12 protein-coding genes are annotated in these 12276 nt (G+C 65.9%); 8 read left to right on the forward strand and 4 right to left on the reverse strand.

The window, feature by feature from the left end; genetic code table 11:
* The 8 genes from Q8K49_RS05340 to Q8K49_RS05375 form a co-directional block, all read left to right on the forward strand.
* A partial coding sequence (locus Q8K49_RS05340; protein WP_305304621.1) for an OmpA family protein occupies window positions 1–225 on the forward strand: 225 nt, incomplete at its 5' end.
* A gap of 159 nt (window positions 226–384) precedes the next feature.
* Window positions 385–1296: a sugar nucleotide-binding protein gene (locus tag Q8K49_RS05345; protein WP_305304623.1), complete on the forward strand. Its 912-nt coding sequence runs from the start codon at window positions 385–387 to the stop codon at window positions 1294–1296.
* Complete coding sequence (locus tag Q8K49_RS05350) at window positions 1296–2333, forward strand: hypothetical protein (RefSeq protein ID WP_305304624.1); 1038 nt, start codon at window positions 1296–1298, stop codon at window positions 2331–2333. The genes Q8K49_RS05345 and Q8K49_RS05350 overlap by 1 nt, the downstream gene beginning before the upstream one ends.
* Window positions 2320–4284, forward strand: coding sequence for an SLBB domain-containing protein (locus Q8K49_RS05355; protein WP_305304626.1), 1965 nt, complete (start codon window positions 2320–2322; stop codon window positions 4282–4284). The genes Q8K49_RS05350 and Q8K49_RS05355 overlap by 14 nt, the downstream gene beginning before the upstream one ends.
* On the forward strand, window positions 4281–5384 hold the full coding sequence (locus Q8K49_RS05360; protein WP_305304627.1) for a hypothetical protein: 1104 nt from the start codon (window positions 4281–4283) through the stop codon (window positions 5382–5384). Before Q8K49_RS05355 ends, Q8K49_RS05360 begins: the two co-directional genes overlap by 4 nt.
* On the forward strand, window positions 5381–6331 hold the full coding sequence (locus Q8K49_RS05365) for a glycosyltransferase family 2 protein (RefSeq protein ID WP_305304628.1): 951 nt from the start codon (window positions 5381–5383) through the stop codon (window positions 6329–6331). The genes Q8K49_RS05360 and Q8K49_RS05365 overlap by 4 nt, the downstream gene beginning before the upstream one ends.
* Before the next feature lie 43 nt (window positions 6332–6374).
* Window positions 6375–6752 carry a GtrA family protein gene (locus Q8K49_RS05370; RefSeq protein ID WP_305305161.1) on the forward strand — a complete coding sequence of 126 codons (378 nt, stop codon included), beginning with the start codon at window positions 6375–6377 and terminating at the stop codon, window positions 6750–6752.
* Entirely contained in the window at window positions 6749–8089 is a 1341-nt protein-coding gene (locus tag Q8K49_RS05375; RefSeq protein WP_305304629.1) for a hypothetical protein, read from the forward strand. Before Q8K49_RS05370 ends, Q8K49_RS05375 begins: the two co-directional genes overlap by 4 nt.
* A gap of 14 nt (window positions 8090–8103) precedes the next feature.
* Here Q8K49_RS05375 and Q8K49_RS05380 read toward each other — a convergent pair whose 3' ends face one another.
* From Q8K49_RS05380 to rfbF, 4 genes are read right to left on the reverse strand one after another with little or no spacing between them, the layout of a single operon-like run.
* A complete protein-coding gene (locus Q8K49_RS05380; RefSeq protein WP_305304630.1) occupies window positions 8104–9081 on the reverse strand; it encodes an NAD(P)-dependent oxidoreductase in 978 nt (325 codons plus the stop codon).
* A gap of 2 nt (window positions 9082–9083) precedes the next feature.
* Window positions 9084–10421 carry a lipopolysaccharide biosynthesis protein RfbH gene (gene rfbH / locus Q8K49_RS05385; RefSeq protein WP_305304631.1) on the reverse strand — a complete coding sequence of 446 codons (1338 nt, stop codon included), beginning with the start codon at window positions 10419–10421 and terminating at the stop codon, window positions 9084–9086.
* Between the two features lie 15 nt (window positions 10422–10436).
* Window positions 10437–11510 (reverse strand): CDP-glucose 4,6-dehydratase, encoded by a 1074-nt coding sequence (gene rfbG / locus Q8K49_RS05390; RefSeq protein ID WP_305304633.1) that lies wholly within the window; start codon window positions 11508–11510, stop codon window positions 10437–10439.
* A complete protein-coding gene (rfbF, locus tag Q8K49_RS05395; RefSeq protein ID WP_370867744.1) occupies window positions 11507–12274 on the reverse strand; it encodes a glucose-1-phosphate cytidylyltransferase in 768 nt (255 codons plus the stop codon). Before rfbF ends, rfbG begins: the two co-directional genes overlap by 4 nt.
* Window positions 12275–12276: the final 2 nt, after the last annotated feature.

A 12276-nucleotide genomic window follows, 5' to 3' on the forward strand; every position in this document is an offset into this window, starting at 1 on the left:
ATCCTGGTCGTCGGTCACGCCGACACCTCCGGCTCGGCGGACTACAACATCGGCCTGTCGAACCGCCGCGCGCGGACCGTGGCTGATGCTCTGGTCGCCCAGGGCGTCAACGGCGGCGTGATCTCGCTGGACGGCAAGGGCGAAACCGCCCTGGCCCGCCCGACCGCAGACGGCGTGCGCGAGCCGCTCAACCGTCGCGCCACCATCGGCATCAACTTCCGCTAAACCCGGAAGGCCGAAGGCCCGCAACACAGAGCCGCCGCCTTCCGAAAGGGAGGCGGCGGTTTTGCCTTGGGGGAGAGGCTCGTTCGCCGCTGGCGAGTGTTCCTTGCCGACCTGCCGTTTGCTAGAGGTCTGGCGGCGGCGTCCGTCCCGGAGGAAGTATTGAGCAGGATCCCGATCCTCGTCACGGGCGGCGGCGGTATGCTCGGCTCAGCCATCGCCGAAATCGCGGCGGCCAGTCCTCATTTCGTCCCTCACGCCCTTTCGCGTCAGGACCTTGATGTTCGCGATGAGGCGGCGGTGATGAAGCTCGCCGATCTCGTCGGCGGCGGGTGGATCGTTCACTGCGCCGCCATGGTGGATGTAAAGCGCTGCGCCGCCGACCCCGCGGCGGCGCGAGCCGTCATTGTCGATGGGACCCGGAACATCGCGGCCCTTGCGCGGACCTCGGGCGCCCGACTGTTGTTTCCCCAGTCGTTCCTGATCTATGGCAGCGGCGACGGACTGATTGATGAGGCCGCTCCACCCGATCCGCTGTCGCTTTACGGGGCCCTGAAGGCGGAAGCCGAGACCGTCGTTCTCGGGACCCTCGAGGACCCGCTGGTGATCCGCATGGCGGGGTTCTTCGGAGGCGGCCCGCTCGACAAGAATTTCGTGGGACGGATCATTCCTGCCATGCACCGGGCGATGTCGAAAGGCGACGCCGTCTTTCCCGTCGGTGATCGCGTCTGGCAGCCGACCTGGACAAGGGATCTGGCGGAGAACACCCTGCACCTGATGCGCCTGAACGCCGACGGCTGTTATCAAATGGCCTCGCATGGGGAGGCGGCCTTTCACGAAGTGGCGGCCGAAATCGCCGCGGCTCTGGGTTGGGATGGGCGGCTTCGTGTGGAACCTGTCGCGGCCGCCCTCGTGGCGCACGAGGAGACCGGCCCTGAAAGGCGACCTGACAGGGCCGTCATGGCGTGCGAACGTCTGCGTCGAGAAGGCCGCGACCTGCAACGCGACTGGCGTGCGACCCTCAACGCCTATCTGACCCATCCCCATTTCGACCAGTATCGCCCCGGAGTCTGATGTCCCCCCTCCTGACCCCGCTTGCCTCTCCGTTTTTCGAGGCCCGAAACCGCACGGTCATGTCCGCCATGACGCGCGGTTTCGCGGATCACGATCACTGCGCCACGCCGGAGATCGCCGACTACTACCGTCGCCGGGCCGAAGGCGGCGTGGGACTGATATTGACCGAGGGCGTGGTCATTCACCCGACCGCCGACGGCTACAAGGACGTTCCGCGGATCGCCACCGCGCAACAGGCGGACAGTTGGCGTCCCGTCGTGGAGGCGGTTCACGAGGCCGGCGCGAAGATCGCCTGCCAGCTGTGGCACTGTGGACGAATTTCCCATTCCGATTTCACGGATGGACATGTGCCCGTCAGCTCAACCGCGCGCGCCGCGGAAGGCGTCAATCGCCAGAACGACAAACCCTATGGCGTCCCCCGGGCGCTCACCGCCGATGAGATGCCGGAGGTCTACGGCCATTTCGTTGATGCCGCGCAGCGGGCGCTGTCCGTCGGTTTCGACGCGGTGGAGCTGCATCTCGGCCACGGCTATCTGGCGGACCAGTTTCTGGATTCGCGGGTCAACGACCGGACGGACCGCTACGGCGGCTCGGTCGAAAACCGCTGCCGGTTCGTACTGGAACTGCTGGATCGGGTGTTCGCCGAGGTCGAGCCGAGCCGGGTTATGGCGCGAATTTCCCCATCCCGATGGATGGGCGGCCCCTACGACTGGCCGGACCTTGACGAGATGCTGGCCTACCTGATCCCCGAGATGTGGGGCCGGGGTCTCAGAATCCTGGATATCAGCTGCGCCCAAGCTGACTATTTCGCCACCTCGGGCCGTATCGTCCGCTCGGTGCGACCGAGCTGGAACGGTGTCTTGCTGGGCGGCGCGTCACTCAGCCAGAATGACGCGGAAGCAGAAGTTCGCAGCGGCTGTCTGGATATGGTTACGTGGGGCCGATCGTTCCTGGCCAATGCCGACTTGACCAGCAGGATTGAACATGGCGCGGCCTGGCGGCCCTTCGAAAACGAGATGCGAAATGTCCTTGCCTGATCGCACCTTTGGCGGATCGAGCGATTCCGTCCCGGCCGCCTGTCCCCGGACGCGGGGGAGAATTTTCGGTCGCGCCCTGCTGTTCGCGCTTCTGGGCGCCCTGATAGGATTCTCGGCGCCGGCTCAGGCTCAGGACCCCCTGGGCGATATGATGGGCGGAAATCCGCCAGTCCGGGACACGCAGCCCTCTCCGGATGAGGACTGGAGTGACGGGTTCAGTGAGCCGGTGGAGCCGGAGCCGGTCTACCGGCCTGTGGTGATCGAATCGGAGCGGACCGTTCGGCCCGCCGACGACCGTCGTGACGCAGATCGCGTCCGGCCCCGTCAAAGGCCTCCCGCCCAGCCGGGAGAATTCGAGCGTTTCGTCGCCGCCGTGCTGGGGTATCCGCTTCCCCGTTTCGGCTCGACTCTTGTCGGCGACACGCGCGCCTTTGCACCATCGACCAATGCGACGGTACCGCCCGATTACCGGATCAACGCCGGGGACACCGTCTCCCTCGGCCTGACCGGCTCGGTCGAAGGCGCGCTGCAACTGACGGTCGACAGCAACGGCCGGATTTTCATTCCCCGCATCGGCGCGGTGAACGTCGGCGGTGTCCGATACGGGGAGCTGGAAGGCGTGCTGCGCGGGGCGGTGGGGCGCGAGTTCCGCGAGTTCAACGTATCGGTCTCGGTCGGCGAACTCCGCGGACTGCGCGTCTACGTCACGGGCTTCGTCGCAAGCCCTGGCGCCTACACCGTGTCCAGCCTGTCGACCGTCGTGAACGCCGTTCTCGCGGCGGGGGGACCCAACGCTTCAGGCAGTTTCCGCAATATTTCGCTCCAGCGGAACGGCCGGACTATGACGACGCTGGACCTCTATGATCTGCTGCTCAACGGCGACAAGAGCAGCGACGTCGTCCTTCAAAATGAGGACGTAATCTTCATTGGTCCGGTGGGCGATCAGGTCGCCGTCACCGGCAGTGTCAACAACCGCGGCATCTTTGAAACGGCGCCGGGCGAAAGCCTCGCGGACCTGTTGCGCTACGCGGGCGGACCCAGTTCGGTCGCGGATCGGGATCGCCTGCTGGTCGCCAATGTCTCGAATATCAACGAATCCGGCTGGGAAAGCCTGACCTGGTCCGACGCCGTGACGACGGCGCCTGAAGCCGGGGGGATTGTCCGTGTCCTTCCCGCCGTCGGCCTCACACAGCCGCTCGAACGGCAGGCTGTGCTGGTGACCATCGAGGGCGAGGTCGAACGGCCCGGCAACTACTATCTTCGTCCGGGCTCAACCATGGCCGACCTCCTCACCCAGGCCGGCGCCTTTTCCCCGCGCGCCTACCTCTACGGCACCCGGGTTCTGCGGGATTCGATCCGCGTCCAGCAGGAAGAGGGCTTTGCGCAGGCCATTTCCAGCCTTGAGCTGTCGCTTGCCGCCGCCCCGATCACCGACCGCCGCTCCCGGCCCGCCTCGGAAGCCCAGGAAGATCAGGGTTTCGCCCGCGCGATCATCGAGCAGCTCCGGACCCGGCGTCCTGACGGCCGGATCATCCTCGACATCGGCGCTGACGGCGCGGGTTTGCCAATGGCGCTGCTGCTGGAGAATAACGACCGGATTTTGATCCCGCCGCGACCCGTCACCGTCGGCGTGTTCGGCGCGGTGTTCCAGCCGGGCTCTTTCGCCGAAGCCCCCGGAGACCGGATCGGCGACTATCTCGCCAAGGCCGGCGGACCGACGCGGATCGCCGACCAGCCAGGTCTGTTCGTGGTGCGCGCGAACGGATCGGTCATCTCGCGACAGCAACGCGGTCGCGACAATGTTCTCAACGACTACGCCATGCCGGGAGACATCATCTTCGTACCCGTCCAGACTCGCGGGAACAGCCTGCTGGATCGCGTCATCGAGGTCGCGACCGCCATCTACCAGGTTTCGCTCGGCGCGGTCGGCCTGAAGGTCCTGACCAAGTGATCCCCGACTCCTGGACGTCCTCCGCGCGGGGGATCGCGCAGAACCGGGCCCTGCGGCGCGCCCTCTATGCCGCGGTGGCGCTGGCGGCCGTGCTTCTGTGTCTGTTCCCCCGCCCCCATGTCGCGCGGGTGAAAATTCTGCCGCAGGGCAGCAACAGCGGCTCCGGCGCCCTGATCTCCGCCTTGGGCGGGGGCGGCGTACAGAATTTCGCAGCCGTTCTGGGCGCCCAGAAGACCAACTATCTGATCATCGGCCGGAGCCACGACGTTCAGCAGGACGTCGTGGAACGCCTTGATCTGGTCGATGTCTGGAACAGCGCCGATCAGTCCGCCGCTGAGCGGAAGCTCGGCAAGATGGTCGATATCCAGTTGCTGACAGGCGGCGTGCTCGAAGTGACCGCGCGGGACACCGACCCTGCCTTCGCCCAACGCCTCGTCGAAGGTTTCACCGCAGCCATCAAGGCGCGGCTGGCGGGGCTGGGTCTCGAGCTGGTCCAGACCAAACGCGAGATTGTGAAGGCCCGACTGGCCGAGGCGAACACCGCCCTGGAAACCGCCGAACGCGACCTGAACGCCTTCCGGATTCAGAACAACCTGCCTTCGCCCGAGGCCGAACTCGGCGCGGCCGTGAGCACGCGCCTCACGCTCGACGCCCAAATTCGCGGCAAGGAAGTCGAGATTGAAACGGCCCGTCAGTTCCAGACCGACAACAGCATACGGGTCCGCACGCTGGTCAGCGAGCTCATGGCGCTGCGTCGCCAGCGCGCCGAGGCAGACCAGGCCAGCAACGGTGAAAACGCCCTCGCCCTCTCATCTCAGACCGCGGAATATGTCCGCCTCTATCGGGAGCAGCAGTTCGCGGAGACCATCGTCCTCGTCTATCGCCGCTTCTTCGAGGAGGTGAGCGTCGAGGCCCTGTCCGCGGAGAGCAACGTCCAGATCATCGAACGCCCGCACGTCGATCCCGACCGCCACTTCAACCTGTCCGGCATCGCCCTGTTGCTGCTGACCCTGCTGGCGGCCGCCTTTACCGAGATCTATGCCCCGATGACCGGATTGACCCGCCGCCTGCGGAGGCCGGGCCCACAGGACCCGCGATGACCCGGTCGGCCGCCGCAGCGGAGCAGGTCAAGCCCGAGGTCTCGGTCGTCATCCCCTGCTTCAACGAAGAGGACAATGTCGTCGCCATCGCCGGGGCGGTCACGGCTGAGCTGGCGGCGCTGAAGGCGGCATACGAAATCATCTTCATCGACAACGCCTCGACCGACGACACCGTCGAACGGATCATGGTCCTGTGCGCGGCCGACGCCCGGATCAAGCTGATCGTCAACAATCGCAACTACGGCCAGATGCGGTCGCCGACCCACGGCATCTATCAGGCAACCGGGCGGGGCGTGATCGCCATGTGCGCCGACTTCCAGGATCCCCCTGCCTTGATCGGTCGTTTCGTGGCCCGCTGGCGCGAGGGCGCTTCGATCGTCCTGGGCGTGCGCGCCAGCGAGAAGACCTCCGTCGGCCTGGGCCTCGCGCGCCGGTTCGCCTATCGCTTCCTCGGACAGTTCGCCGACTATCAGGTCATTCCCGGCGCGACAGGGTTCGGCATCTATGACCGGCGCGTCGTCGACACCCTGGCGCAATGGCGTGAACCGGAACCCTTCTTCCGCGGCATGCTGGTCGAGAGCGGCTTTCCCATCGAGGTCATTCCCTACGATCGGCCGCTCCGCGCCGCCGGGCGGTCCAAGAACAATTTCGCCACCCTGTTCAGCTTCGCCCTCTCCGGCCTGGCCAGTTCATCCCGGAACCTGCTTCGTCTGCCGTTCTACGCAGCGGCGGTGATGCTCGGCCTGTCCGGGTTGACGGTCGTCGGCCTCCTCCGGGCCTGGATCACCAGCGCCGGCGTCGGGCTGTGGCTGATCGCCCTTCTGGTCGAGCTGACCGCTCTCGCGAGCTTCATCTTCCTCGGCCTCATGGGCGAGCAGATCCGGCTCATCGCCGAGCGCGGACGCAACACGCCGCTCGTCGTCGAAAAGGCGCGGGTCAATTTCTAGAGCCGATCCGTTCCGTCGCGCCGCCGCCGGCTGGCGGACCGGGCTGCGGCGCTTTGATCAGTTCTGGGCCTATGTCCGCGTCGGCGTGCTCAATGCGGCCTTCGGCTACGGCGTCTACGCCCTGCTCCTGTTCGTCGGGGTCAATCTGTTCGCCGCACAGATCATCGCCCACCTGCTCGGCATGACCTTCAACTACTTCATGTTTCGTCGGCATGTCTTCCGCGACTCCCGCGCCGCCGTGGCCCCCTATATCGCCGCCTACGCCGTCAACTACGCCCTGAGCCTGGCCACATTGGCGGGGCTGAATCGGGTGTTGGCCTCCGACTATCTCGCCGGCTTCCTGTCGATCGTGCTCGTCGCCATGGTCAATTTCGTCGTGCTGAAATTCCTCGTCTTCCTGCCAAAGTCGGCCGGCCAATGACCGCGACGAGGACGAGCGGCCGCCACTGGAGCTTCGGATTCGAAGTCCTGCTCGCACTCGTCGTCGTCGGCAGCGTCGTCTGGGCCGTCTGGCGGCTGACCCAGGACGGGCTCCTGCCGCAGCCGTTCTTCTGGGTCGTATCCGACACCCTCATGGACTGGCACAACCCCGCATACTGGGCGCACAACTCGGGGGCCTACGAGGTCTGGCGGTCGGTCTATCCGCCGCTGTCGTTTGTCTTCCTCAAGGTCTTCAGCACCGGCGCCTGCTACGTCAACGACCCCTTCGCGGGCCGCGACTGTGATCGCTGGGGCCAGATTTCACTGGTCGGATTCTACCTGCTGAACGCAGTCCTTCTGTACCGGCATTTCCGCTCGATCGATCCCCGCACGGCGGTCGTTCGCACCCTCGTCCTCGTCGTCGGCATGCCGATGCTGTTCGGCCTCGAGCGCGGCAATCTGATCATTCCCTGCTTCACGGCCTTCATCCTCGGCCACAGCCGGCTGTTGAAGTCGGCCCGCGCGCGCTGGCTGGCCCAGGCGTTCGCCATCAACTTCAAACCCTATCTGATCCTGACCCTCATTCCCTTCCTGGTCCGCCGGCGCTGGCGCTGGTTTGAGGGGGCCGGGATCGCGACCCTGGCGGTCTATCTGGTCACCCTCGTCCTGATCGGCGGCGGCACCCCGATGGAAATCGCCCGGCACACAGGCGAGCTCGCTGCCCTCCAGGTGGGCTCGACATGGTCGGACCTGTACTACGCCACCTCCTGGGCGCCGCTCGTGCGGTTCCTGAACTCAGACTTCCCCGTCATGGAATACGTGGGATCGCGGCCAGTCGAAATTCTGATCCTGAGCCTGCCCTTGCTGACCATGTTCGGACAGATCGGCGTGGCGGTCGCCGTCGGGGCCGCATGGATCAAGCGGGCGGCTGTGCCGATGCAGTGGATGAACGGCGCCATCTGCGCCCTGATCCTGAGCAGTTCCCAGCCCAGCGCCTATGCCCAGATATTCATGCTCTTCTTCGTCTTCATGGAGCCGTGGAAGGGGTCGACCCGGATCATGATGCTGGTCTGCGCCTACGCCCTTAGCCTCGTCGGCGACTACACCCTGTTCGACATTCCCCAGCTGCCGATGGAATCCTGGTTGAGCGGGCGCGAAGTTCTGCCGTCCGTCGGCGTCGCACTCGGCCAGTTTATTCGTCCGGCACTGGTCCTGCTGATCCAGTTCGGATTTGTCGGGCTGATCCTGCAGCGGGTGTTGCGGCCTGCGCCGGACTCTGCCGGCCCAATCGAGGAGACCGACGCCTCACAACAGCCGGGACCGCTGACCGCGTCCTGACGGCTCGCAGCCGATCAGCGCCCGCAGAGGCTGGCGATCGAGTCCGAGACGATCGCCTCAATGCCGATTGGCGTGAGTCCGAGGCCCCGGGCCGCGGCCTGATAATCGGCGCCATCGCCGACATACCGGCTGACCGGCGCCTCGGGATCCTGCCGCCGGACAATACGGGCCGGATCCAGTTCCAGCTGTGCGCACACCATCCGGGCCAGATCGCCGATCTCGACGACCTCCACACCGGCGCTGTCGAACGGCCGCGACGGACCCGGCGCCGCTGACTGCGCCTGCCCGACCAGCAACGCCATCAGCTCTTCGACATGGACATATGAGCGGAGCACCGGGCCTTGAGCCCGGATCGGGATGTCGCCACCCGCCAGCGCCGACCGGATCAGGGATGAGAGTGCATAGAGGTCCAGCTTGTTGCCGTACGGTCCGCCGACATTGAAGACCCGGCATATCGTCAGCGGAGCTAAGTTGGTTCCGCACCAGTCGGCGAGTGCGACCTCGTGCAGACCCTTCGTGTGACCATAGGGCTCATCGGCCAGCGACGGCGGCGTTCCGTTCGGCCCGTATACTGCTCCGGAAGACGCGAAAATCAGCCGCGGCCGGTCCGCGCGCGAGATCAGACGCAGAGCCGCCCGATGCAGCGCTTCGCTCTGCGCCACATAGTCGGCGGTCGACAGGTCGACGGTTCGTTCCTTTCCGAGAGCCGCGAAATGGGCGACTGTCCAGCCCTCTCCCGTCAGAGGCGCCGCGTCGGCGAGCGCCTCCAGATCCAGGGTCGTCCCGCCCTCAAGCACAAGGCGGCCCGGTTTTGATGCAAACGCCCTCAGCCGCCCGTTTTTCGGGCTCAGACCCGCGCGCGCGGCCATCTCCACGAGGGCCTTACCCAGCCACCCCGTCGCGCCCGTCACCGCCAGCCGGGTCGCCGGAGGACTGAGGGCGCGCTCGAAGACCGTCTGAACGGCCCGGCGATGCTCGGGAAGGCGATCCAAGATCAGACCCGCGCCGGCCGGTCACGCAGGAACTGCCGGATCATGTCGCAGGCATGGGTCAAATGATCCTCCGTCAGGCCGGGATACAGGCCGATCCAGAAGGTGGACGTCATCACCTTGTCCGACCGGGTCAGGTCGCCGGACACCCGCCACAGGCGGTTCTTCATATACGGCTGACGGATCAGGTTGCCGCCGAACAGAAGACGCGTCGCCACCTTCTTCTGGTTGAGGAACTGGACCAGATCGTCACGCAGCCCCTCTTCGTCGCTGCGCAGGGTTAGCGGGAAGCCGAACCACGACGGCTCCGATCGGGGCGTCGCCTCGGGCAGGATCAGCTGATCCTCCAGGTCCATCAGGCTGGTTTTCAGGAACTCAAAATTGGCGTTCCGGACACGGATGAAATCCTCCAGCCGGTCGAACTGGGCCAGTCCCACCGCCGCCTGCATGTCCGTGATTTTCAGATTATAGCCGAGGTTCGAATAGGTATATTTGTGGTCATAGCCGCGCGGCAGGTCGCCCAGCTTCCACTTGAACCGCTTGTTGCAGGTGTTGTCCTCGCCGGGCGCGCAATAGCAGTCCCGACCCCAGTCGCGGACCGACTCGATCAGCCGCTTCAGGTCGCCGCGATCCGTCCAGACCGCGCCGCCTTCGCCCATGGTGATGTGGTGGGCGGGATAGAAACTGACTGTGCCGATGTCCCCGAAGGTGCCGACCAGCTGCCCGTCATAGCGGGCGCCCAGGGCGTCGCAGCTATCCTCGATCACATAGAGATCATGCTTCCTGGCCACCCGCATGACCTCGCCGAGATCGAACGGATTGCCGAGGGTGTGGGCCAGAATGATGGCGCGCGTCTTGTCCGTCATGGCCGCCTCGATCCCGGCCGGATCGATGTTGTAGGTGGGCAGGTCCACATCGACGAAGACCGGCACCAGCCCGTTCTGGATGGACGGGTTGACGGTCGTCGGGAAACCCGTGGCGCAGGTGATGACCTCGTCACCCGGCTTCAACGCCTTGCCCCCGAGCATCGGCGAGCAGAGCGCCGAGGTCGCGGCGAGGTTGGCCGAAGAACCGGAATTGACCGTCAGGGCAAACCGCACTCCGAGATACTCCGCCAGCCGGGCCTCAAAGGCGGTGTTGAACCGGCCGGTCGTCAGCCACAGGTCGAGAGAGGAATCGATCAGGTTCCGAAGCTCGGGAGCGCCGACGACCTTTCCGGACACCGGCACCGGCGAGGCGCCGGCCACGAAGGGCGCCGGGGCGTAGGCCAGATCGGCATACTGGCCGGCCAGCGCCATCATCTGCGCCCTGAGGGCCGCCAGTTGATCCGTCTTACTGAGCATTCGAAAACCTCGCCATCAGGCGGAAACATAGTCCGAGAGTTGTTGTTCGCAGACGGCTTGCATGTCGTCCCCCGCCCGGTGCGCGCGATACCAGGCCGCCGTCTTCGCAAGCGTGGTCGCGAGAGACCATCGCGGCCGCCAGCCCAGATCCGTCCGTGCTTTCGTGTGATCCAGGGTGAGCAGCGTCGCCTCGTGCACCGCGTCCGGATCCTGCCGCACCTCATAGCCGGCCTGCTCGCCCCAGGCCGCGACCAGCCCGGCGGCGATGTCGCCGACCGCGACATTGCCCTCCGCGTCGGGACCGAAATTCCACGCCGGCGGGCTTGCAGCCGGCGTCCGGCAGATATGTTCGACCGCCAGCAGATAGCCGCAGCAGGGTTCAAGGACGTGCTGCCACGGCCTGACAGCGTCGGGATTGCGCAGGATGGCGAGGCGCCCTGCCGCAAACGCCTGCATCAGGTCGGGCACGAGCCGGTCCGGCGACCAGTCGCCACCGCCGACGACATTGCCGGCCCGGGCCGAGGCGACGGCCGGGCTTCCGGCCTTGGAGAAATACGACCACCAGTAAGACTGGGTGACCAGTTCGGCGCAGGCCTTGGAGTTGCTGTAGGGGTCGCGGCCGCCCAGACGATCGGTCTCGCGGTAGGGGGCGGTCTGCTCCAGATTCTCATAGCATTTGTCGGTCGTGACGATCAGCGCGCCCTCGACCCCCGGCGTGCGCCGGACAAGATCCAGCACATGGGCGGCGCCCATGACATTGGTCGACCAGGTCTCGAGCGGGTCCTCATAGGAACGCCGCACCAGCGGCTGGGCCGCCAGATGCAGCACGATGTCGGGCTGAAAGTCCCGAAACGCCCGCTCCAGCGCCGGCAGATCCCGGATGTCGCCGATAATCGAGCGGCAGACCTCGCCGATCCTCGCTGTCTCGAACAGGCTCGGCTCGGTCGAGGGCGAGAGGCTGTAGCCGCACACCTCGGCGCCGAGCGACCGCAGCCACAGGGTCAGCCATCCGCCCTTGAATCCCGTGTGACCCGTCAGGAAGACGCGGCGACCGCCCCAGAACGCCTCGGCCGGCAGGGCGTCCGTCACCAGGATTTCCAGGGCGCGCCCGCGGCCCACATCTCTTCGAGATGGTCCTTGTCCCGAAGCGTATCCATCGGCTGCCAGAAGCCGTCGTGGCGAAAGGCCATCAGTTCGCCTTCCGCCGCGAGCGTCTCAAGCGGGCCTTTCTCGAAGACGGTGTCATCCCCCTCGATCAGGTCGAGCACCGAGGGCGCGAGGACGAAATAGCCGCCGTTGATGTAGCCCGCCTCATTGTGCGGCTTTTCGACGAACCGGGTGACCGCGTCGCCGTCCATATCCAGCGCCCCGAACCGCGCCAGCGGGGTGGTCGCCGTGACCGTCGCCTTCCTTCCGTGACCCTCGTGGAAGGTGATCAACCGCCCGATATCCACGTCGGAGACGCCGTCGCCATAGGTCATGCAGAAGTACGGATCGTTGCGGACGTAGCTGGCGATCCGCCCGACCCGGCCGCCGGTCAAGGTGTCCTGACCGGTGTCCACCAAGGTGACCCGCCACGGCTCGACATTGCTCTGGTGAATGGTGACGGCCCCGCTTTCAAGGTCCACCGTCAGGTCGGCGTTCTGGTAGGAATAGTTGAGAAAATACTCTTTGATCTTGTGGCCCAGATAGCCGCAACAGATCACGAAGTCATTCACGCCATAGTGGCTGTAGCTCTTCATGATGTGCCACAGGAGCGGGCGGCCGCCGATCTCGACCATGGGCTTGGGTCGGACCGCCGTTTCCTCGGCGATCCGGGTTCCTTTGCCCCCGGCAAGTATGACGGCCTTTATGG

The sequence above is a fragment of the Brevundimonas sp. genome (assembly GCF_030682035.1).
Classification (GTDB): Bacteria; Pseudomonadota; Alphaproteobacteria; order Caulobacterales; family Caulobacteraceae; genus Brevundimonas.

What these genes read in the sequence shown, in the direction of transcription:
- Q8K49_RS05350 (WP_305304624.1), top strand. Translation starts at nt 1,296, where the DNA reads ATGTCCCCCCTCCTGACCCCGCTTGCCTCTCCGTTTTTCGAGGCCCGA.
- Q8K49_RS05355 (WP_305304626.1), top strand. Translation starts at nt 2,320, where the DNA reads ATGTCCTTGCCTGATCGCACCTTTGGCGGATCGAGCGATTCCGTCCCG.
- Q8K49_RS05365 (WP_305304628.1), top strand. Translation starts at nt 5,381, where the DNA reads ATGACCCGGTCGGCCGCCGCAGCGGAGCAGGTCAAGCCCGAGGTCTCG.
- Q8K49_RS05375 (WP_305304629.1), top strand. Translation starts at nt 6,749, where the DNA reads ATGACCGCGACGAGGACGAGCGGCCGCCACTGGAGCTTCGGATTCGAA.
- rfbH (WP_305304631.1), bottom strand. Translation starts at nt 10,421, where the DNA reads ATGCTCAGTAAGACGGATCAACTGGCGGCCCTCAGGGCGCAGATGATG.